The following is a 20,430-nucleotide window of genomic DNA, read 5'->3' as shown; positions in this document are numbered from 1 at the left end:
TGTTTTAGGAGGCGATTCAACTGTTTCGGCGATGAGCCGAAAGAGAATGGATCGCCCCGGCGCGCGACCGCTGGAGAAGGAAATCATCCAAACGCGTGAGGGCGCGTTTGGATAAGATTTCCGCCAGCGCGCGGGAAAATGCGGCGGAGTGAAAGCGGAGCCGCAGTGAGGCGGACACGGGGCGGAGAGTGAGCAGTGCGATTCCGAGAGGAATCGCCGGCCTCGGCTTTGGGGTAGAGGCTGCTATTTCGGGGTGCCCGAAGGCACCGGTGAGAGGGGGGACGCGCCGAGGACGAACGGGTGGAGAATTGGGCTGAGCTCTTGCGACCCGCAGGGTCGCCGGGCTTGCGCGCTGGGCCTTTGGCCCACCCGGGGAGCGCGCAGCCCGAAATGGCAAAGGATTGAGCAGAGCTTTTGCGGTTCGCAGAACCGCCGGACTTGTCGCCCAGGCGCGAAGCGCCTCGGGGTGGGCGACAGGACGAATGGGGCGGCGCTGTTGGCTGTGAGTTGGATGAAGTCGGAGCGGGCCAGAGCCTGCGGGGCCCAAACGAGCAACGCGAGTTGCGGGCCTCCCGCCGGGGGAGGCTCTCGGCCCGCGCGCCCCGGCTGGGGCGCAAAATCTTTGGAGTACTTCAGACCCAAGCCCGGGTTCGAAGTTCCCAATCAGTCGAGTCTTCCGTTTATTCCGAGAGGCAACGCAACGGAAAACCGGCGGCACGATTGAGCGAACCTTTGGGATTGAGTATCGTCATGTAAAAATGCAAATATATCCAGTATTCGTCGTTGGCTGAAGCCGACCAGACCGAGCCTTCGTTGCCCACACTGCCATCCAGTTTGCCCGAGGTACGACCGCGGAGGCCCGGGGCGGGTTTTGTCTTTCCGTTTATTCCGAGAGGCAACGCAACTGAAGACCGTGACCGATACGCCCGGCGAGACAAGGGTCGAGGATCTTCGCATGGAAATCTAAACGCATGCCACCGCTACCACTGGCTGTCGAAGACCAGCTGGCACCGAAGTTACCGACTTGTACCGGATTACCATGAGTACTCTCGCGGTAGCCCGGGGCGGGGCAGAATAAGGCTCGAAGACCGATTCAAAGGTTAAAAAGACAAGCTGCAAAAACCGGAAAAATCCTGCATTCCGAAGCAACTGAAAAATAAATGCTTATCTTTGACAGTTAAAACGGTTGGTTTCGTGTGTTTCCGCCCCGGGTGAACCGGAGCTGTCGGGACGAATCCGCCGAGTCATTCAAACCACATATAGATTTTGAAAGCGATGCAGACCAAAAAACGATTCGTGCAACTCCTTTTCGCGACGATCATAGGCCTCGGATCGAGCCATAGCGCTTCGGCGCAGGATTTCTACTGGGGGCCCCGCGTCGGGATGAACGTCAGTTCGATGACCAAGACCAGCTACTCCAAAGCCCGGATCCGGGGAAGTTTCGGGCTGATGGCCGGGTATAAGATCAACGACCTGATCGGCCTGCAGGCCGAAGCCCTCTACTCGCTTCAGGGGAGCAAAGTCGATAATGACCAGAAAGATATTTACTCCTATAACTACGTGAAGATTCCCGTTTTGGCCAAAGTCTATCTGATCGGCGGGCTGAATCTGGAAGCCGGGGTCGCCTTCAACTGGCTGGTCAAGGCGCAGCAGAAATGGAATAGCAACTCGTACGATATAGCCGGCAATGTGATCGAATCCACGACCCATACCCGCGACCTGATGGACGGTTGCAAAACCTTCGACCTGACCATTCCCGTCGGGCTGAATTACCAGTTCCGCCGGTGGTTCGACGTCGGGGTGCGGTACGATATTTCGACCATCCGGGTCGACGAAAACAAGAAGAATCATGCCAAGAGCAGCGTCCTCTCGGTCAATCTCGGCCTGCGGTTCTAAACATCGGGTGATGTTTCGTGGACATCGTTCGTATCCATTTGAAAACCAGTGATCATGAAAACTAGATTTTTGCTTCTCGGCCTCCTCTTGCTGACCTTCGGATGCCGCAACAACGAAAAGGAACGGCTCACCGTCCGCATCGAAGGATTGCAGGAAGACAGCCTGATCTGTGCCTATATGACCCCGGCCACGATTCGCGACCGGCAGCCGATGGTGCAGCGCGTGATCGGCGGACGGAAAAGCGACGACGGGAAGAGCGTCGAATTCAGCGTGACCACGCCGGATGACGAGCAAATTTATCGCTTGATTCTCGCCCCGCGCAGCTATCGCGGCGACGGGCCGCGGCAGACCGTTCAACTGTTTCTGCTGCCCGGCGAGAACGGCGTGCGCGTCGAGGGGAAATACGAAACGGAACATCAGACCATCGACTATACCCTGACCGGCTCGCCGGTGCAGGAAGAGTGGCTCGAACGGCAGAAGGTGATCGAACCGCTCGAAATGCAGCTCGGGATGCTCAGTATGACCGCCTCGTTCGTGCAGCCGGAGAGCGGTGTGGCAGATTCGTTGCAGCGGCAGATGCAGATGCTGGCGGATTCTGTTTCGAACTTCAAGACCGGTTATATCGCAGAGCATCCGGCAGCTCAGCTTTCGGCCTATTACCTGACGACCATCGGCGATCCGTATCTGGTCGACAGCTTGTACCGCGGGCTCGACGAATCGGTGAAAAACGGCCCCTTCAAAGCGTGGCTCGACCTGCAGAACGAAGAGATCGCCAAGGTTTTTGCCGCCGAAGAGGCACGCACGGCGATGGCCGGCGGCGGGATAGCGCCGGACTTCACCTTGCCGGGATTGGACGGGAAGGATTTCACCCTCTCGTCGTTGTTCAATACGGAAGGACGGTACATCGTGCTCGATTTCTGGGGCACCTGGTGCAGCTGGTGCATCAAGGGGATACCGGAGATGAAGAAAACCTATGCCGAGCTGGGGAACGGCCGACAAGCAGAATTCGTCGGCATCGACTGCGGCGACACGGAAGAGGCATGGAAAAAGGGGGTCGAAACGCACGGTCTGCCGTGGATCCAAGTTCGGGCCGAAGGCGACGATATTCCGATGCGGTACGGCATCGAGGCCTTCCCGACCAAGATTATTCTGGCGCCGGACGGCAGCACCGTACGGCGGTTTACGGGCGAAGATCCGGCTTTCTACACCTGTCTCGATTCTCTGGTGCGGGCGGCGCGGTAGGAGTTACACACAATCTCTAAATCAGATTCGATGATGCAGTTTACAGCAGAGATGATCGCCGGATTTCTCGGCGGCACGGTCGAGGGAGACGCTCAGGCGGCGGTCGGTTCGGTCGCCAAGATCGAGGAGGCCAAGGCCGGCGACCTGGTTTTTCTTTCCAATCCGAAATACGAAGAGTTCCTCTACCGGACGGGAGCGACGATTGCGATCGTCAATACCGATCTGGTCGTTCGCGAGGCACTGCCGGAGGGGCTGACCCTCGTGCGGGTCGAGAATGCCTACAAGGCCTTCGCCTCGCTGCTCGACCTCTACGTGGCGAACAAACCGAAGAAGACGGGCATCAGTCCGCTGGCAGCGATTCATCCGACCGCGACGGTGGGCGAGGGGGCTTATGTCGGCGAGTATGCCGTGATCGGCGAGGGTGCGGTGGTGAAGGCGGGGGCGCAGATCTGGCCGCAGGTCTACGTGGGGGACGGCGCCCGGGTCGGCGAACGGACGATACTCTATCCGGGGGTCAAGGTCTATGAGGCTTGCGAGCTCGGCGACGACGTGATCGTGCACGGCGGGACGGTGATCGGCGGCGACGGGTTCGGCTTTGCGCCGACCGAAGACGGATCGTTCCAAAAGATTCCCCAGATCGGCAATGTCGTGATCGAGGATCGCGTGGAGATCGGCTCCAACTGTACGATCGACCGGGCGACGATGGGCTCCACGCGGATCAAGCGGGGGGCGAAGCTCGACAACCTGATCCAGGTGGCCCACAACGTGGTGATCGGCGAGAATACGGTGATGGCGGCGCAGGTCGGGATCGCCGGTTCTACGAAAGTCGGGCGGAATGTGATGATGGGGGGACAGGTGGGGGTTGTCGGACACATTACGATCGCCGACGGCGTGAAAGTCGGGTCGCAGTCCGGGATATCGAACAACGTTCTGACACCGGGGGCAACCCTGTTCGGCTCTCCGGCCTATCCGGGCCTGGAGGGACACCGTATTCAGGCTTCGGTCAAGCAGTTGCCGGAGCTGCGGAAACAGGTGGCCGAGCTGTCGCGCCAGCTCAAGGCGCTGGAAACCCGGCTGAACGATCTCGGGGAGAAGTAGTGTCGGGCGTTTTATGATTACGCGTCGCAGCCGCGCCCAGCGCGAAGAGCAGGCCGTCCGGGCCGACCCCATGGAGGGGAAGACCCTCATCGGGATCGACCCCGGCACCAACGTGCTCGGATACGGCGTGCTGCAGATCCGGAACGGCCAGCCGCAGTGCCGGGTGCTCGGCGTGGTGACCTTGGGGAAGTACGGAGACCGGTATCAGAAACTTAGGCACATTTTCGAACGGGTTTCCGCTCTGGTGCGGGAGTATCGGCCGGACGAGATGGCGCTCGAAGCGCCGTTCTACGGCGAAAACGTGCAGAGCATGCTCAAGCTCGGGCGGGCGCAGGGGGTGGCGATGGTCGCCGCTTTGACCCAGGGGATTCCGGTCTTCGAATACTCGCCGCGGCGTATCAAACAGGCCATTACCGGACAGGGCGGCGCCTCGAAAGAGCAGGTGGCGGCCCTCCTGCAGAAAATTCTCGGCATCGGCACCACGCCGAAAGAGCTCGATGCGACGGACGGGCTGGCGGTGGCCCTGTGTCATTATTACATCCATTCCAGCCCGTTCGGAACCTCGGTCGGCGAGCGTGCTTCGGGCAGGGGGAGCGGTTCGGGAGGCTGGGCCGCCTTTGTGCGGGACAACCCCGACAAACTTCGGTGAAACGTGGAATCAACCATCAAATCCAAACGAAATACGATGAAAAAAATGCTTTTGCTCGGTGCAGCGGCCCTGATGTTTGCCGCATGTGCCAAGAAAGGTTACCAAGTGGTCGCCACCCTCGACGGACTCGAAGAGGGGCAACCCGTCTACCTCTCTGTTTTTCAGGGGAAAACCCCTCTTGTGGTCGACTCGGCCAAGGTAGCGCAGGGGAAGGTCTCGTTTAGCGGCGTCCTCGAACTGCCGTTGCTGGCCCAGATTGCCGTGGGCGACAGCACCGCACGGCCTGCGACGGTCTTCTTCCTCGAAAACAGCCCGATTGCCGTGACCGGATCGCTCGAACAGCCCGACAGTATTCAGGTGGTCGGCTCGGCCGAACAGGATCTGTTCGAAACCTACCAGGCGGCGGTCGACACGGTGAAAAATTACGAAGACTATCTGGCTGTCAACGAATCGTTTGTGAAAGGGAATCCGGCCAGCGTGGCGGCGGCTTATCTGCTGTTCCGGCGGATGGCTCCGGGGCTCGACCCGACGCAAATGCGCGAATACGCAGCCGGATTCGACAGCACGATCCGGGAGTCGGTCTACCTGAAGCTCGTCGGCGAAATGGCCGACAAACTCGAACTCAGCAGCCCGGGCCATCCGTTCCTCGATTTCACCCTGCCCGATACCACCGGGATGCCCATCGCCTTGTCTTCTGTGGCCGGGAAAGGAAATTATGTGCTGCTCGACTTCTGGGCATCGTGGTGCGGGCCGTGCCGCGCGGAGAATCCGCATGTCGTAGCGGCTTACAATCAGTATAAAGACAAAGGGTTTACCGTCTTCGGCGTATCGCTCGACCGACCGGACGGACGCGAAAACTGGATCCAGGCCATCGAAAAAGACGGCCTGACCTGGACGAACGTGAGCGACTTGAAGTTCTGGGAGTGCGTTCCGGCAGGGATGTACGGCGTTCGGTCGATCCCCTCGAACGTGCTGATCGGGCCGGACGGGACGATCGTGGCGCGCAACCTGCGCGGCGAAGCCTTGATGAACAAACTCGCCGAAGTCTACGGCGAGACGGCTGCGGACGGAGAGTAAAGGATGCTGTTTTGTACGGCGCGCCGGGGGAACGAAAAACCTCCCGGCGCGCCGCGTTTTTACAGGTGCCCGGAGCGAATGGCATCTTATTTGATCGTCGAGGCGGAAAAACTCTTAAATTTGTTCTCCGGGAACAAAATAAAATCCGCTTCCGACCGTTTAAAGTAGTCGGGACTACTTTAAAACCCGGACGAAACGACGGAAAACGATAATCTAACCAAACAACCTATATGAGCGAAGCCGTAAACATTCAGGAGCTCAACGCCCGCATCGAAAAACAGAGCGCGTTCGTCGATCTGCTGACTCTGGAGATGGGAAAAGTGATCGTCGGGCAGAAACACCTTGTCGAAAGTCTGTTGATCGGACTCCTCAGCGACGGGCACATCCTGCTCGAAGGGGTGCCGGGATTGGCCAAGACGTTGGCCATCAATACGCTGTCCGATGCTGTCGACGCCAAATTCAGCCGGATTCAGTTCACGCCCGACCTCTTGCCGGCCGACCTGACCGGAACCCTGATTTACAGCCAGAAAAACGAAGAGTTTACCGTGAAACTCGGGCCGATCTTCGCGAACTTCGTCCTCGCCGACGAAATCAACCGTTCGCCGGCCAAGGTGCAGTCGGCTCTGCTCGAAGCCATGCAGGAACATCAGGTGACCATCGGTGACAATACCTATCGGTTGCCGAATCCGTTCCTCGTGATGGCGACCCAGAACCCGCTGGAGCAGGAGGGAACCTATCCGCTGCCCGAAGCGCAGGTGGACCGTTTTATGCTGAAGGTCAAGATCGGTTATCCGAAAAAGGACGAAGAACGGCAGATCATCCGTCAGAACATGCTCGGTGCCGCGTTCCCGAAAGCGGCGCCGGTGGTGACCACCGATGCGATCCTCAAGGCCCGCGAGGTGGTGGCGCAGGTCTATATGGACGAGAAAATCGAACGCTATATCGTCGATATTATTTTCGCCACCCGCGAACCTGCGGAATATGGTCTCGACCGGCTGGCGATGATGATCGGTTACGGTTGTTCGCCCCGTGCCTCGATCGCGCTGGCCAAGGCGGCCAAGGCGTATGCTTTTATCAAGCGTCGCGGGTATGTGATTCCGGAAGACGTTCGGGCCGTGTGTCCGGATGTGATGCGTCACCGTATCGGACTGACGTATGAGGCTGAGGCGGAAAATATTACCTCGGAAGATATTATTACGGAAATTTTGAACACCGTCGAAGTGCCGTAGGCGGCAGGCGGGTTGGGCCGAGGCTGCCGCAGCGCAGCCGATACCTGAGTCTTGTGGAGCCATGGCGCGCGGACAAAGAATGGAGCCGACCCAGCCGCAGAAATGCGGAGCATTTCCCGTCCACGGGACGTGGGGCCCGGCCGGCCCGAGGCCAGTTCCATCCTGTTAGGGTAGAGGCTGTCAATTGGGAGTGCGGCACGCACCGCCCGCCCGCTTAAAGAGGGATTTCGCTCGTTTTGCGGTGAACAAAATCGAGATGAAATTCCAGCGGGCGACGGTTGAATCGCCTAAGGCACGCAAAAAAAAACAGTCCCGCGCGCGGTTGCTGGAGTAGGAAATCATCCAAACGCGTGGTGCGCGTTTGGATAAGATTTCCGCCAGCGCGCGGGAAAACCGGGTAGAGGCTGCTATTTCGGAGTGCCCGGGAGGTACCGCAATTTTCGACGCGTGAGCGGCGTGTTGCGGGCCTCCCGATGGGGAGGCGTCCGGCCCGCGCGGCTCGAAGATCCGCAGGGTTTCGGTCTTGATTTGTCCGCGCGCCTTGGTAAATCTTGTCAAAACGCACAGGTGCATTTTGACGATTTTCCTTTTAAGGCGTGGCGCGCGGGTTTGTTTGAGGGTACTGCGCTCGGGCCGCGCAGGCCCCGCGTGCCCGCGGTGGGCAAATGGCCGTGTTAGCCCAGCTCTTCGCTCCGTTCTCTGTCCGCGCGCCATGGGAAATCTTGTTCAAACACGATTGCGTGTTTGAACGATTTCCCTGTTAAGGCGTGGCGCGCGGTGGTTTGAGGGTACTGCCCTTACGCCGGGCGGGCGGTGCGTGCCGCACTCCCAATTGGCTGGGGCGGCCCAAATCTTCGCACCGTTTATTCCGAGAGGCAACGCAACTGAAGACCGTAGGCGCGGTGACCTGCGTCGCTATGATAGAGAGATGCCACAGTGAAAGTCAAGTACACCCCATTGCTGCCGCTCATCGACGATGAGTAGCAGAACCCGCTGTTGCCGATGTACAGCAGGTCGCCTAACCGCCCATCGTTGCCTGCGTCGCGGAAGCCCGGGGCGGGAAACGCACGTTGAAGCTTTGTTGCAACAAAATAGATCACCGGATTGCACACCATGAAAGAGACCGAAGAAGACATACTCCGGAAAGTCCGCAAAATCGAAATCAAGACCCGCGGCCTCTCCAACGATATTTTCGCCGGGAAATACCACTCCGCCTTCAAAGGGCGCGGGATGGCTTTCAGCGAAGTGCGCGACTACCGCATCGGCGACGACATCCGCGATATCGACTGGAACGTCACCGCCAGAAACCGCGCCCCGTATATCAAAGTCTACGAGGAAGAGCGGGAACTGACCATGATGCTCCTGATCGACGTCAGCGCCTCGCGCATGTTCGGAACCCAGGGACAGCTCAAGAAAAACCTGATGACCGAAATTGCCGCCGTGCTGGCATTTTCGGCAGCGCAGAATAACGACAAGATCGGCTGCATCCTCTTTTCCGACCGCATTGAAAAGTACGTCCCGCCGAAGAAAGGGCGGCAGCACGTTCTGCGGATTATCAGCGATCTGGTCGACTTCGAACCGGAAGGGCGCGGAACCGATATCAACGAAGCCCTGCGTTTTTTCACCAACGTGATGAAAAAACGGTGCACCGTGTTCCTGCTGACCGATTTTATGGACTTCTCCTCAGACAATCAACGCGGAGAGGCCTTGCAGGTCAATTTCGAGGAGGGGCTTAAAATCGCCTCCTCGCGGCACGACCTGGTCGGATTGCGGATTTACGACATCCGGGAGGCCGTTCTGCCCGACGTGGGGATTATCGAAGTGCAGGACGCAGAGGAGGGGAAAAAAGTGTGGGTCGATACCGCCTCCGCCCGAACCCGCGACAGCTATGCCCGATACTGGGACCTCGCCTCGTCCGCCATCGGACAGGCGCTGACCAAATGCCGCGTCGATACCGTCTCCGTGGCGACCGGCGAGGATTATGTGGCCGCCTTGTTGCGCCTCTTTAAAATGCGATAACTCGTAGAGTATGAAACTTTATCGTAGCATTCTTTTTCTGCTTTCGGCAGTTGCGTCCGCCGGAGGAACGGCGTCCTCCGCATGGGCCCAGCCGGCCTCGGCCCGGCAGGCGCCGGAGATACATGCCCGGTTCGTGCCCGATACCATTTTGATCGGCGACCAGTTCAACCTCTACCTCGATATCGACAAAGATGTCGCCCAGGAGATCCAGCTGCCCCGGTTTGAAGACGGGCGGCTCACTCCGCAGATCGAAGTGCTCGGGATCGACCGGATCGATACGGTCGAACAGAGCGGCAGGCGGATTCGGATACGTGTCGCCTATCGGCTGACCGGATTCGACGAGGGGAATTATGAATTGGGCGGATTTCCGGTCGTCTGGTCGGCCACACTCGATGACGCGAAGGCGGGGAGAGGAGACACCGTGTTTGCCCCCGAAGCGATGCGGCTCGTGGTCGAGACCTTCGAAATCGATACCACTCAGCAACAGATATTCGACATCAAACGGCCGCTCAACACCCCTTTCCAGTGGCGCGAAATCAAAGAGTACCTCTTGTGGGGCGGATTGATCGCCGTGGGGCTGGCCGTAGTGATCTATCTGCTCGTCAAATACCTGCGTCGGGGGAGAAAAGGTGCCGACAGATCGGTCGTACCGCCTCATGTGGCGGCAATTCGGGCCTTGGAACGGTTGCACAGCCGCAAACTGTGGCAGAACGGCAAACATAAGGAATACTACTCCCATCTGGCCGACATTGTACGCATCTATATCGAAGGCCGGTACGGGATCGGAGCCATGGAGATGACCTCCGACCAGATTCTGGACGCCGTGCGCGAGGTGAACGACGAACGGCTGTGCGAGAAACTGCGCCAGCTTTTCCGGCTGGCCGACCTCGTGAAGTTCGCCAAACTGGTCCCGTCGCCCGAAGATAACGAACAGACCTATTTCGACGCCTATTTCTATGTCGAAGAGACCAAAGAACTGCCCGCGCCGGGCGAAGCTCCAGCCGCACCGGGAGTGACAGCGACCGAAGCGGTCGACATGCCGGAAGACGACCTGCTCGATCCGGAAACAGAAACAGAAAACAAAGAGTTCGAACGATGAGGAACCAAGGGTGGATAATCGGTATTTTGTCCCTCGCTCCGATCGTGGCCTGGGGCCAGAAAGAGCGGGCGGATATCCGGTGGGGGAATCTCTCCTACTACGAAGGCAAGTACCCCGAGGCTGAGGTGGGCTATCGGCGTGCGCTGGAGAAAAACATCACCTCGTATGAAGCCAACTTCAACCTCGGCGGCGCCCTCTACAAACAGGGGCGGTACGACGACGCGGCGGCGGCTTACGGGCGGCTGGCCGAAGACGGGAACGACCGGCACCGGCAGGCGGCGACCTATTACAACCTCGGGAATACGCTCGTACAGCAGCGCAAACTGGACGAGGCGATCGAAGCCTACAAAAATGCCCTGCGGCTGGCTCCGGAGGACAAAGAGGCGAAGTTCAACCTGGCCTACGCCAAGAAATTGAAGCAGGAACAGGAACAGCAGCAGAACGACCAGAACGATCAAAACAACCAGGATAACCGGAACGACAATCAGGACAATCAGAATAATTCCGACAACCGGAATAACGACGACCGGAACAATCCGGACAAAAACGATCAGTCGGATAAAGACCGGAACAATGATCCGGACGGGAAAAACAATCCCGACAACCGGGACTCGGACGGCAGCAACAAGCCGAACGACGGCCGGCAGCAGCCGGAACGTCAGCCCTCCGCTTCGCGCGAAGAGTCGGAGCGCCTTCTGAAAGCCATTCAGGCCAGCGAAGACAATACCAAAAAGCGGGTCGATGCCGAGAAAGCCGAAGCGGTCGGCGTCCGGGGACGGAAACAGTGGTAGGAGATTCGAGGAGTGATAATTTATTGATAAAACGACAGATACGGAACGCTGTATGTTCGATATAGTAAGATTCGAAAATCCCCGCATCCTGTGGCTGTTGCTCGTGCTGGTGCCGATGGCGGCCTATTACGTCTATCGCACGCTCCAGGGGCGGGCGGCCATTCGGCTCTCCACCGTGCGCGGCGTCGAGAGGCTGAGGCATACCTATCGCTACTGGCTGAGACACACGCCGTTCGTACTGCGGTGCGCGGTGGTGGCCCTCGTGATCTTCGCCATGGCCCGGCCTCAGGCGGCCGAAGATCGCCAGAACATCAATGCCGAAGGGATCGATATCGTCATGGCGCTCGACATCTCGGGATCGATGCTGGCCCGCGACTTCCAGCCCGACCGGCTCTCGGCAGCCAAAGATATCGGGTCGAAATTTATTCTCGGACGGCCTACGGATCGGATCGGACTGGTCGTGTTTGCCGGCGAAGCGTTCACTCAGTCGCCGATCACGACCGACCACGTCTCGCTGGTGAACCTCATGAACCAGATCCAGATCGGAATGATTGCCGACGGGACGGCCATCGGGAACGGGCTGGCGACGGCGGTCAACCGCCTGAAAGAGAGCGATTCGCCGAGCAAGGTGATCATCCTGCTGACGGACGGGGTGAACAACAGTGGTCAGATCGACCCGATGACGGCGGCGCAGATCGCGGCGGACTACGGCATCCGGATCTATGCCGTAGGGATCGGCAGCGAAGGAGTGGCGCCGACACCGACATTGAACGAATGGGGCGGGATATCGTTCGTACAGGCCAAGGTCGAGATCGACGAGGAGATCCTGCGGCAGATCGCCGAACAGACGGGAGGACGTTATTTCCGGGCGACGGATAATACCAAACTGGCTGAGATTTATGCCGAAATCGACCGGTTGGAAAAAACGCAGGTCGAGGTCGAAAATTTCGTCAAGTACAGCGAGGTATACCACGGATGGCTTCTCCTGGCGATCGCCTTGCTGGTGATCGAACTCCTCTGCCGCTACCTCTTCCTCCGCCAGATACCGTAACTTTTAACCGTTCTTTTATCCGTGTCTACCCGGCTGGAACTGCCGCTTTTTGTAAAAAGCGGCACCAAAAACTTTTAGATAGCTACGCTACTCCTTAGGCTCCGCAATCCTCAGTCTTCGAGAGTCTTTTGGGTCGGGGTTGTAGCGCGCCAAAGGTTATGATTGCATTAAGCGCGCTACAACTCCCGGCCCAAAGAAAGTCCGAGGGTTGGGCCGCCGGTAGCTTTAGGATGCGTCAGCATCCTCTAAAGTTTCTTTGGTTCTTTCTGTTCACAGAAAGAACAGTACCCTCCCGGGCAAATACAGATAAAGGAAAGGATTATAAATTTAGGATATGTTCAGATTTGCACAGCCCGAATATTTGTGGCTATTGATATTGGTGCCAGTCGTTATCGCCGTATATGAGTGGTATCGTCGAGCCCGGAACCGGCGGCTGGCCCGTTTCGGCGATCCCGAGACCATTCGGCAGCTGATGCCCGAAGCATCGCCCAAGCGCGTGAGGAACAAATTTATCCTTAGCGCCGTGGCACTGCTTCTGATGGTTTTGGCACTGGGACAGCCCCAGTTCGGCGCCAAACTGCACGAAGTGACCCGGAAAGGTGTCGAAATCATGCTTGCCGTCGATGTTTCGAACAGTATGCTGGCCGAAGACTTCGCCCCCAGCCGGCTGGAGCGCACCAAGAACGCCGTGAACCGGCTGATCGAACAGCTCGACAAAGATCGCGTCGGGATGGTCGTGTTTGCCGGCGACGCCTATATTCAGCTGCCCATTACCTCCGATTATATTTCCGCCAAGAGTTTCGTGAACGGTCTGAATCCGAATATGGTGCCCGTTCAGGGTACCTCCGTGGCCCGCGCCCTGGAAGTCGCGACCCGGTCGTTTTCCGACCAGAGCCGTCAGAGCCGCGCCATCATTCTGATCACCGACGGCGAGAGCCACGACGACGATCCGATTGCCGCCGCTCAGATGGCCAAGGAACAGGGCGTGGTGGTCTACACCGTCGGGATCGGGACACCCGAGGGAGCGCCGATCACCATCGGCGGCGAGACCATTAAGGACGAAAACGGACAGATGGTCGTCTCGAAACTCGACGAGCAGACCCTGCAGCAGATTGCCGTACTGACCGGCGGCAGCTATGTCCGTGCGACCGACATGCAGATCGGTCTCGACGAGATTCTCAAACAGATCGACCGGATGGAGAAAAAGGAGTTCTCCTCCATGGCCTTTTCCGAGTACAACGACCAGTTCCACTACCTGTTGGCCTGTGCGCTGGTGCTCCTGCTCCTCGAATTTGCGATGATCGACCGGAAAAACCGATGGTTGTCCCGGATTTCGATCTTCAAATCCTGAGACCGCATCGAGAAAACGACGACGACCGGTCGGAAGTCGATGCAAAAACGTAATTTTGTGCAGACCGTTATGAATAGAATCAAACCCGATACCCGTGTGCGCCGGTTGCGGCGGTTTCGCACGACCGTGCTGGCCGTCTGGATGGCCGGCCTCTGCCTGTGGAGCGTCTCGGCCCAGGAGGTGGAGTTCGAGATACAAGCCCCGCTGACCGTCGCGAACGGCCAGCAGTTCCAGATCGAATACTCCGCTTCGACCACCGGCGACCTGAACGGCGCGCAGTTCGCGCCGCCGACCATGCCCGATGGAATCGAAATTCTCTCCGGGCCGGTGCGGGCGACCGGAGTTTTTATGAGCAACATGGGCGGCGTGTCGGAGAGCCGGCAGACCCATACCTACACCTATTGGGTGCGGGCTACGCGGGCCGGGAAGATCACCCTGCCTGCCGCTACGCTGACCGTCGGGAATAAACGGTATACCGCGAAATCCACCGTGATCGAAAGCCTCGACAACGGTGCGTCCGGAGGCGGGAAACCTTCGGGCAGCGGCGGTGCGGCAGGAGAAACCACCTCTTCCGCCCCGAAGACGACCGTTGCGGCCGATGACGTGCTGCTGCGGATGGAGGTCAGCAAGAACGACGTCTATAAGGGAGAGGCGCTGGTGGCTACCCTGCGGATTTATACTCAGGTCGAAATCGCCGGACTCCAGCAGATCAAATATCCGGCCCTCAATGGATTCTGGGCCCAGGAGATGGACGTCAGCGCGCAGGGCGGAGAGCGGGTGACGGTCGGAGGCAAAGTCTATCTGTCGCAGGTGCTTCGCCGCTGGCTGCTTTATCCGCAGCGCACCGGCACGATCGAGATCGAACAGACCCAGCTGACGGCAGTGGCCCGGCTCGTGACCCAGATGCCTTCGACCGGTTCGCCTTACGACCTCTTTTTCGGCGGCGCGGCGCAAGTCAAGGAGGTGCCGACGCGGCTCTCCACGCCCGTCGTGCGGATCCGGGTCAAAGAGTTGCCCCAGCCCCAGCCGTCCGACTTCAACGGAGCGGTGGGACAGTTCCAGCTGACCGGCGTCATCTCCGGCGACCGCTTTCCGGCCCACAGTGCCGGTTCGATCTCGCTGCGGCTGAACGGGACGGGGAACTTCCCGCTGATCGAAGCGCCGCGGATCGAGCTTCCGGTGGCCTTCGAACAGTTCGACACGAAGATGACCGAACGGCTGGTCAATACCCCGCGCGGGACGACGGGCGAGCGGACATACGAGTATCCGTTTATCGCGCGTGCCGAAGGGACGTATGAGATACCGGCCGTGGGATTCTCCTATTTCGATCCGGTGGCCGGACGGTATGACCGGCTGACCACCGATGCGTTTCATGTCGAGATCGTCCGCGGCGAGGGAGGCTCGGGCTCCGGACTCGGAATGGTCTCCGGCGTGACGAAAGAGGACTTGAAACTCCTCGGCTCCGACATCCGGTTCATCCGGATGGGCGATCCGCACCTCGTGCGACAGGGGCGCGCTTTCCTGTGGTCGTGGGGCTGGTTCCTCGCCGCGATAGCGTTGGCTTTGTTGTTTGCCGGACTGCTGTTCTACCTGCAGCGCCGGATTCGCGAACGCGCCGATATCGTACGGGTGAAGACCCGGAAAGCCGACAAAGTGGCTCTGCGGCGGCTGAAACGGGCCAAGGCTTATCTCGCCGCGGGGAAAGAGAGTCCGTTTTTCGAGGAGATGCTGCGCGCCTTGTGGGGATATATGAGCGATAAGCTGGCCATTTCGGTAGCCGATCTGACTAAAGACCGCGTCCGGCACGTGCTGGTTGTCGAGCGCGGGATTTCGGACGAAGAGGCCCGCGAGTTCCTGAATCTGATTTCGGAATGCGAATTCGCGCAGTATGCTCCGGCGGGCGGGGTGCAGATGGACAAGGCTTATCAGGCCGCTCTCGACTGGATCGGGCGGTTCGAATCCAAAATATGATCCGTATGAAGACGATAAATAGATTCCGTGTTTCTTTTTGGTGCGGGGCGGTCTTGTGGCTGAGTCTCGGGGCCGTCAGTACGGTCGTGGCGGCGGGACAGGAGATTGCGGAGGATACCTCGTTCCTGTCGACAGCCGTGGCGTCAGATACCGCTGTTTTAAAGGGGGAAGAAGGGGAACCTGCACCGTCCGACTCGCTGTGGGCCCGGGCCAATGCCGCTTACAGCAACGGCAGCTACCGGCAGGCGGTGGAACTTTACGAAACGCTGCTGGGGCGGGGCGTGCATAGCGTCAAACTCTATTACAATCTCGGCAACAGCTGGTTCAAACAGGGGCGGATGGGCAAGGCGATTCTGAACTACAATCGTGCGCTGCTGCTCGATCCGACCGACGAGGATACGGAGTACAACCTGGCCTTGGCTCATGCCCGCATCGTGGACAAAATCGATACCGTTCCCGAGTTTTTTCTCAAAAGCTGGCTGCGGCAGTTGGGGCTGATGCTCGGGTCGAACACCTGGGCGGTGCTCAGCCTGGTTTTTCTGGGGCTAACGTTTGCAGCCGTAATCCTTTGGCTGCTGGCGGGCACGCTGCGGGGGCGGAAGTTCGGCTTTTACGGGGCGGTGACGGCGTTGATTCTCTGCTTCCTGTCGTTGTTCTATGCCAACTTTCAACGCAATCGGCTGTTGCATAACCGCGAAGCGGTGGTGATGAATCTCGTTGCACCGGTCAAGAGTTCGCCGGGGGCGGGCGGTAAGGATCTTTTTGTGCTGCACGAGGGGACGAAGGTGCGGATGCAGGAGACGCTGGACGGTTGGACGGAGATCGTTCTGTCGGATGGAAATAAGGGGTGGATCGCTTCGGACGCTATCGAGGCGGTCGATCCGGCGGCCGGCGCTCATCGGTCGCAAGCGGATGAGGAGTAGTGCGCGGTGTCCAAATTACTCGAAAACGTCGTCGGAGAGCTCTCCAAATTGCCGGGCGTGGGTCGTCGTACGGCTCTGCGTCTGGCTTTGCATCTGTTGAAGCAGGAGGTGGCCGATGTCGATCTTTTTGCGGGGGCCATCTATCAGTTCCGTCGCGACATCTGCTGGTGCCGCCAGTGCCGGAACCTCTCCGACGAGGAGCTTTGTCCGATCTGCACCGATCCGAAGCGCGACCGGACGACCATCTGTGTCGTGGAGCAGGTCGGCGATCTGATTTCGATCGAAAATACGCGGCAGTATAACGGTTTGTATCATGTTCTGGGGGGGGTGATCTCTCCGATTCAGGGGATTTCGCCGTCGGATCTGCATGTCGATCTTCTGCTCGATAACGTAACGCGGTTGGGGGTGAAAGAGGTGATTCTCGCCCTCGGGACGACGATCGAGGGCGAAACGACGTCGTATTATCTGACCAAGAAGTTACAGCCTTTGGGCGTGACGGTTTCCGTCATTTCGCGCGGTATCGGTTTCGGCGACGAGCTCGAATATGCCGACGAACTGACCATCACCCATGCTTTGAAAAATCGGCAGGCATTGTCCAAATAGTTGCCGGTTCGGTGACGTCAGAATCGTTTTCATAGAGTTTGGGGTTATGACTGCCGCCGCGAAACGTTGAGTTTTGCCCTGAGACGTGCGGATAGAGAACGGGGTAAAGCAAACCGGTAAGCGATACGCGCAGTATCGCTCCGTCCCGCCGAGGTCACTCGGCCGCCGCCCGCGCAGGGCAGTCCCGTCCAGTTGGGGTAGAGGCTGCCATTTCGGAGTGCCCGAAGGCACCGCGCGCCGACGCCTTAGGAGGCGATTCAACTGTTTCGGTTTATCGCCGAAACAGTTGAATCGCCTGGCGCGCGAAACGCGGCGGAGCGACAGCGGAGCCGCAGTGAGGCGGACACGGGGCTGAGAGCGAGTAGCGCGATTCGCAGAATCGCCGGGCTTGCGCGCCGAGCTTTCGGCCCACCCGGGGAGCGCGCAGCCCGAAACGGCAAAGAATTGAGCAGAACTCTTGCGACCCATTGGGTCGCCGGCCCTGTCGCCCAGCGGCTTTGCCGCTCGGGGGGATGGGCGACAGGCCGAATAGATCGGAGAATTGGGCGGCACCTGCTGTGCGGGCCGGAGCCAGCGTGGGCCCAACGAGCTCCGTCGAGTTGCAGGCCTACGCCTGGGGTGGCTCCGGCCCGCGCGCCCCTGACGGGGCGCAAAATCTTTGAAGTACTTCAAGTCCAAGCCCGGGTTCGAAGTTCTCAATCAAGCGAGTCTTCTGTTTATTCCGAGAGGCAACGCAACTGAAGACCGTAGGCCCGGCGTGTCGCGTCGCTGGGATTAAGGCTTGTCATGTTGAAACACAAGAACATCCCGTTATTGCCGAGCTCCGATGACGAATAGCTAAAACCATAATTACCGATGTAGAACAGTGCGCCCGAGTTGTGAAGACGGTCACCCGGGGCGGGGTTTATCTCTAAAAAACGAGAATGGGCTTGCATCTTTCGGTAAAAGATACAAGCCCATTCTCGTTGAAAAAAGAGGCGTGAGAGAGGACTATTCCTCCTTCATGTTGTGGTACACCCGCTGCACATCCTCGTCCTCCTCGAACTTTTCGAGCAGCTTCTCGATCGACTCCCGCTGTTCTGCCGTCACCTCTTTCTGATCCGTCGGAATCCGTTCGAATTCCCCGCTCAGGATTTCGTACCCCTTCTCTTCCAAATAGTTCTGAATCTTGCTGAACGCATCGTACGCCCCGTACATCACGATCTCCTGCACCCCCTCCTCGTTCTCTTCCGCGAAAACTTCGTCCACCCCGTAGTCGATCATCTCCAACTCGAACTCGTCCATATCCAACTCCTGCGGTGCCTTGATCTTGAACACCGACTTGCGCTCGAACATGAAATCCAGACTCCCCGTCGTCCCTAACGAACCGCCCGCCTTGTTGAAGTAGCTCCGCACGTTGGCTACCGTCCGCGTGTTGTTGTTCGTCGCCGCTTCCACCACGATCGCGATGCCGAAAGGCCCGTATCCGTCATATTGGATCTCTTTGTAGTCCGTGTCCGTATCTTTCGAAATCGCCCGTTTGATAGCCCGTTCGATGTTGTCTTTCGGCATGTTTTCCGACTTCGCCGTCTGGATCAGCATCCTCAGCCGCGGATTCGATCCCGGATCCGGCCCGCCGGCCTTCACGGCGATGACGATCTCCTTGCCCAGCCGGGTGAATGTCTTGGCCATATTGCCCCAGCGTTTGAGTTTGCGCGCCTTGCGGAATTCAAAAGCTCTTCCCATAATATCGAATTTCGGTGATACTGTGTGTTTTTCGTGCCGCAAATATAGGGGATTTCCGGCGAAAAAGAAAGCGGGACTTTCGTTCCGAAATGCTACCTTTGAGGAACGGATCCCGTTCGGGAGCAGCGGCGAGGGTTTGATCGAAACGATGAATTTATGACCGAGAATCAAAAACGAGGCCTGTTGGCACTGGTGTGGGGTCATCGCCTCTTCCGCGACGACCAGTTGACGCTCTCCGCAGCGGACGGAGAACCGATGGTCGAACATCCCGGGTATGCGCCCGAACCGGCCGCCGAGGCCGATACCCCGCTGCCCGATTTCGTACAGGCCGCCGTTCGGGTCGGCCCGACGACGTTGTACGGGGCGGTGCGGGTGGATAGCCGTGCTTCGCAGTGGCGCGACGAGGGCCGGATGACCGATCCGGCCTTCGACGGCGTGGCTTTCCACGTGGTGGGCGATCGCGACCGTATCCTGGTGCGGGGCGGTCGGGAGGTGACGACCCTTGTGCTGCAACCGTCGGAGGAGCTGAACGGGTGGTACGCCGATTCGCTCGAAACGGCCGCAGCGGGTGGGGGAGGAGTGTGTGCCGAGTTTTTCGGCCGTCTGGCCGGGGTGGAACAGGGACAGATCGTGTCGCGGCTGCTGGCGGATCGGTTGCGGCGCAAGACGGCCGAGATCGAACGGCTGCGGACAGCCGTGGGAGGCGATTGGGACGAGACGGCATATGTCTGTTACCTGCGTTCGCTGGGGATGGGCGATCAGAAACGCTCGTACGAGGCTTTGGCGCGATCGATTCCCCTGCGTTGTTTCGTCCGCTGCGGAGGAGACGTGCGGCAGGCCGAGGCGTTGCTGTTGGGACAGTCGGGCTATCTGAACGGGGTGTTCGAGGCCGATCCGGCTGTCCGGCAGTGGCAGGATATTTATCTGTCGCTCAAAAAGGAGTACGGGCTCCGGCGCCCGGTCGTGTCGTGGGCCGGAGCGGGAGTCCGGCCGGTGTCGCTGCCGTCGACGATGCTGCTGCGTGCGGCGGCGCTGCTGGCGCGGGAGACACAGCTCTCGGAACGGGTGCGGGAGGCGGCGCAGCAGGGGATGCCGGCATTGCGCGAACTTTTCGGAGAGGCTCGGGCGGGGATGAGCGCTCAGAAGGTGGACTTGCGGATCATCAACTTTGTGATTCCGCTTCTGACGGCTCTGGGGCGTGCGAACCGCGATACGGGATTGCAGGAGCGGGCGCTGGCGCTTTACGACGAGGTGGCGCCGGAGTCGAACCGCTATACCCGGGCCTGGTCTTCGGTGTTTACGCCGCGGAGTGCGTCGGATTCGCAGGCCCTGATCCAGTTGAGCACGGAATATTGTGCCCGGAGCCGCTGTGCGGAGTGTCCGGTCGGAGTTCTGCGGGCGGTTCGCCTGTGGCGCGGGCTGAACGGGAGTGGGCGTTAAGTGAGAGGGTGATAGTTGTGTCGAGGAGTGTTCGGATCATTCCGGCCTTTTGCGCACCGCGTGCGCCTCTTCCGTTTATTCCGAGAGGCAACGCAACTGAAAACCGCAGGCGCGAGGATTCGCACTGCTGAGCTTGAGCACCGTCGTGTGGAATGCCAAACTCATGGCACAGGTGTCGTTAAACGCAGCCGACCAACTGTACCCGTAGTTGCCGACAACCATCAGTGCTCCATTATGTTGGTTGTGTCCTGCGTCGCGGAAGCCCG

General features: G+C 59.2%; 20 protein-coding genes. 15 read left to right on the top strand and 5 right to left on the bottom strand.

The features are described from left to right. Nucleotides 1-680: 680 nt before the first annotated feature. Nucleotides 681-821: a hypothetical protein gene (locus tag QZ292_RS02120; RefSeq protein ID WP_294597178.1), complete on the bottom strand. Its 141-nt coding sequence runs from the start codon at nucleotides 819-821 to the stop codon at nucleotides 681-683. 454 nt (nucleotides 822-1,275) lie between these two features. Between QZ292_RS02120 and QZ292_RS02115 the strand changes: the two genes are divergently transcribed. The 6 genes from QZ292_RS02115 to QZ292_RS02090 all read left to right on the top strand — a co-directional run bounded on the left by QZ292_RS02115 (nucleotide 1,276) and on the right by QZ292_RS02090 (nucleotide 7,191). Beyond that, nucleotides 1,276-1,896, top strand: a complete 621-nt coding sequence (locus QZ292_RS02115; RefSeq protein ID WP_294597175.1) for a porin family protein — start codon at nucleotides 1,276-1,278, stop codon at nucleotides 1,894-1,896. A 54-nt stretch (nucleotides 1,897-1,950) separates the two neighbouring features. After that, nucleotides 1,951-3,138 carry a TlpA disulfide reductase family protein gene (locus QZ292_RS02110; RefSeq protein WP_294597172.1) on the top strand — a complete coding sequence of 396 codons (1,188 nt, stop codon included), beginning with the start codon at nucleotides 1,951-1,953 and terminating at the stop codon, nucleotides 3,136-3,138. A 30-nt stretch (nucleotides 3,139-3,168) separates the two neighbouring features. Next, on the top strand, nucleotides 3,169-4,236 hold the full coding sequence (lpxD, locus tag QZ292_RS02105; protein ID WP_294597169.1) for a UDP-3-O-(3-hydroxymyristoyl)glucosamine N-acyltransferase: 1,068 nt from the start codon (nucleotides 3,169-3,171) through the stop codon (nucleotides 4,234-4,236). A gap of 70 nt (nucleotides 4,237-4,306) precedes the next feature. After that, on the top strand, nucleotides 4,307-4,885 hold the full coding sequence (ruvC, locus tag QZ292_RS02100) for a crossover junction endodeoxyribonuclease RuvC (protein ID WP_294597194.1): 579 nt from the start codon (nucleotides 4,307-4,309) through the stop codon (nucleotides 4,883-4,885). Between the two features lie 36 nt (nucleotides 4,886-4,921). Beyond that, nucleotides 4,922-5,962, top strand: coding sequence for a TlpA disulfide reductase family protein (locus QZ292_RS02095; protein WP_294597166.1), 1,041 nt, complete (start codon nucleotides 4,922-4,924; stop codon nucleotides 5,960-5,962). Nucleotides 5,963-6,192: 230 nt separating this feature from the next. Then, a complete protein-coding gene (locus QZ292_RS02090) occupies nucleotides 6,193-7,191 on the top strand; it encodes an AAA family ATPase (RefSeq protein ID WP_294597164.1) in 999 nt (332 codons plus the stop codon). 180 nt (nucleotides 7,192-7,371) lie between these two features. On the opposite strand, the gene QZ292_RS02085 is transcribed toward QZ292_RS02090, so the two are convergent. Both QZ292_RS02085 and QZ292_RS02080 read right to left on the bottom strand, forming a co-directional pair. Next, nucleotides 7,372-7,749, bottom strand: a complete 378-nt coding sequence (locus QZ292_RS02085; RefSeq protein WP_294597162.1) for a hypothetical protein — start codon at nucleotides 7,747-7,749, stop codon at nucleotides 7,372-7,374. A 305-nt stretch (nucleotides 7,750-8,054) separates the two neighbouring features. Continuing rightward, nucleotides 8,055-8,327, bottom strand: coding sequence for a hypothetical protein (locus tag QZ292_RS02080; protein WP_294597160.1), 273 nt, complete (start codon nucleotides 8,325-8,327; stop codon nucleotides 8,055-8,057). Between QZ292_RS02080 and QZ292_RS02075 the strand changes: the two genes are divergently transcribed. From QZ292_RS02075 to recR, 8 genes are all read left to right on the top strand, one after another. Next, nucleotides 8,305-9,210, top strand: coding sequence for a DUF58 domain-containing protein (locus tag QZ292_RS02075; RefSeq protein ID WP_294597157.1), 906 nt, complete (start codon nucleotides 8,305-8,307; stop codon nucleotides 9,208-9,210). The two genes, QZ292_RS02080 and QZ292_RS02075, sit on opposite strands and share 23 nt — an antisense overlap. Nucleotides 9,211-9,220: 10 nt before the next feature. Further along, the gene (locus QZ292_RS02070; protein WP_294597154.1) at nucleotides 9,221-10,309 is read left to right on the top strand and encodes a hypothetical protein; all 1,089 of its coding nucleotides are present in this window, start codon (nucleotides 9,221-9,223) and stop codon (nucleotides 10,307-10,309) included. Beyond that, nucleotides 10,306-11,100, top strand: a complete 795-nt coding sequence (locus QZ292_RS02065) for a tetratricopeptide repeat protein (RefSeq protein WP_294597152.1) — start codon at nucleotides 10,306-10,308, stop codon at nucleotides 11,098-11,100. The genes QZ292_RS02070 and QZ292_RS02065 overlap by 4 nt, the downstream gene beginning before the upstream one ends. Nucleotides 11,101-11,152: 52 nt before the next feature. Further along, nucleotides 11,153-12,151 carry a VWA domain-containing protein gene (locus tag QZ292_RS02060; RefSeq protein WP_294597150.1) on the top strand — a complete coding sequence of 333 codons (999 nt, stop codon included), beginning with the start codon at nucleotides 11,153-11,155 and terminating at the stop codon, nucleotides 12,149-12,151. A gap of 334 nt (nucleotides 12,152-12,485) precedes the next feature. Further along, entirely contained in the window at nucleotides 12,486-13,502 is a 1,017-nt protein-coding gene (locus QZ292_RS02055) for a VWA domain-containing protein (RefSeq protein ID WP_294597147.1), read from the top strand. A gap of 69 nt (nucleotides 13,503-13,571) precedes the next feature. Beyond that, nucleotides 13,572-15,473, top strand: a complete 1,902-nt coding sequence (locus QZ292_RS02050; protein WP_294597143.1) for a BatD family protein — start codon at nucleotides 13,572-13,574, stop codon at nucleotides 15,471-15,473. A 5-nt stretch (nucleotides 15,474-15,478) separates the two neighbouring features. Beyond that, entirely contained in the window at nucleotides 15,479-16,396 is a 918-nt protein-coding gene (locus QZ292_RS02045) for a tetratricopeptide repeat protein (RefSeq protein WP_294597140.1), read from the top strand. A gap of 6 nt (nucleotides 16,397-16,402) precedes the next feature. Further along, nucleotides 16,403-16,999, top strand: coding sequence for a recombination mediator RecR (recR, locus tag QZ292_RS02040; RefSeq protein WP_294597137.1), 597 nt, complete (start codon nucleotides 16,403-16,405; stop codon nucleotides 16,997-16,999). 990 nt (nucleotides 17,000-17,989) lie between these two features. On the opposite strand, the gene QZ292_RS02035 is transcribed toward recR, so the two are convergent. Continuing rightward, the gene (locus QZ292_RS02035; RefSeq protein WP_294597134.1) at nucleotides 17,990-18,724 is read right to left on the bottom strand and encodes a YebC/PmpR family DNA-binding transcriptional regulator; all 735 of its coding nucleotides are present in this window, start codon (nucleotides 18,722-18,724) and stop codon (nucleotides 17,990-17,992) included. A gap of 156 nt (nucleotides 18,725-18,880) precedes the next feature. On the opposite strand from QZ292_RS02035, the gene QZ292_RS02030 reads away from it, so the two are divergent. Continuing rightward, on the top strand, nucleotides 18,881-20,164 hold the full coding sequence (locus QZ292_RS02030; protein WP_294597131.1) for a DUF2851 family protein: 1,284 nt from the start codon (nucleotides 18,881-18,883) through the stop codon (nucleotides 20,162-20,164). Between the two features lie 75 nt (nucleotides 20,165-20,239). Here the strand turns inward: QZ292_RS02030 and QZ292_RS02025 are convergent, their stop codons facing one another. Next, nucleotides 20,240-20,386: a hypothetical protein gene (locus QZ292_RS02025; protein WP_294597128.1), complete on the bottom strand. Its 147-nt coding sequence runs from the start codon at nucleotides 20,384-20,386 to the stop codon at nucleotides 20,240-20,242. Between the last annotated feature and the right edge of the window lie 44 nt (nucleotides 20,387-20,430).

Source organism: uncultured Rikenella sp., from assembly GCF_910577125.1.
Taxonomy (GTDB): Bacteria; Bacteroidota; Bacteroidia; order Bacteroidales; family Rikenellaceae; genus Rikenella.
Note: the sequence above shows the minus strand (reverse complement) of the source record. Positions and strands in the feature narration are given on the sequence as shown.

What these genes read in the sequence shown, in the direction of transcription:
- QZ292_RS02080 (WP_294597160.1), bottom strand. Translation starts at nt 8,327, where the DNA reads ATGTCTTCTTCGGTCTCTTTCATGGTGTGCAATCCGGTGATCTATTTT.
- QZ292_RS02095 (WP_294597166.1), top strand. Translation starts at nt 4,922, where the DNA reads ATGAAAAAAATGCTTTTGCTCGGTGCAGCGGCCCTGATGTTTGCCGCA.
- QZ292_RS02055 (WP_294597147.1), top strand. Translation starts at nt 12,486, where the DNA reads ATGTTCAGATTTGCACAGCCCGAATATTTGTGGCTATTGATATTGGTG.
- QZ292_RS02035 (WP_294597134.1), bottom strand. Translation starts at nt 18,724, where the DNA reads ATGGGAAGAGCTTTTGAATTCCGCAAGGCGCGCAAACTCAAACGCTGG.
- QZ292_RS02045 (WP_294597140.1), top strand. Translation starts at nt 15,479, where the DNA reads ATGAAGACGATAAATAGATTCCGTGTTTCTTTTTGGTGCGGGGCGGTC.
- QZ292_RS02050 (WP_294597143.1), top strand. Translation starts at nt 13,572, where the DNA reads ATGAATAGAATCAAACCCGATACCCGTGTGCGCCGGTTGCGGCGGTTT.
- QZ292_RS02060 (WP_294597150.1), top strand. Translation starts at nt 11,153, where the DNA reads ATGTTCGATATAGTAAGATTCGAAAATCCCCGCATCCTGTGGCTGTTG.
- QZ292_RS02030 (WP_294597131.1), top strand. Translation starts at nt 18,881, where the DNA reads ATGACCGAGAATCAAAAACGAGGCCTGTTGGCACTGGTGTGGGGTCAT.
- ruvC (WP_294597194.1), top strand. Translation starts at nt 4,307, where the DNA reads ATGGAGGGGAAGACCCTCATCGGGATCGACCCCGGCACCAACGTGCTC.
- QZ292_RS02065 (WP_294597152.1), top strand. Translation starts at nt 10,306, where the DNA reads ATGAGGAACCAAGGGTGGATAATCGGTATTTTGTCCCTCGCTCCGATC.
- QZ292_RS02110 (WP_294597172.1), top strand. Translation starts at nt 1,951, where the DNA reads ATGAAAACTAGATTTTTGCTTCTCGGCCTCCTCTTGCTGACCTTCGGA.
- QZ292_RS02115 (WP_294597175.1), top strand. Translation starts at nt 1,276, where the DNA reads ATGCAGACCAAAAAACGATTCGTGCAACTCCTTTTCGCGACGATCATA.
- QZ292_RS02070 (WP_294597154.1), top strand. Translation starts at nt 9,221, where the DNA reads ATGAAACTTTATCGTAGCATTCTTTTTCTGCTTTCGGCAGTTGCGTCC.
- QZ292_RS02025 (WP_294597128.1), bottom strand. Translation starts at nt 20,386, where the DNA reads ATGGTTGTCGGCAACTACGGGTACAGTTGGTCGGCTGCGTTTAACGAC.
- lpxD (WP_294597169.1), top strand. Translation starts at nt 3,169, where the DNA reads ATGATGCAGTTTACAGCAGAGATGATCGCCGGATTTCTCGGCGGCACG.
- QZ292_RS02090 (WP_294597164.1), top strand. Translation starts at nt 6,193, where the DNA reads ATGAGCGAAGCCGTAAACATTCAGGAGCTCAACGCCCGCATCGAAAAA.
- QZ292_RS02075 (WP_294597157.1), top strand. Translation starts at nt 8,305, where the DNA reads ATGAAAGAGACCGAAGAAGACATACTCCGGAAAGTCCGCAAAATCGAA.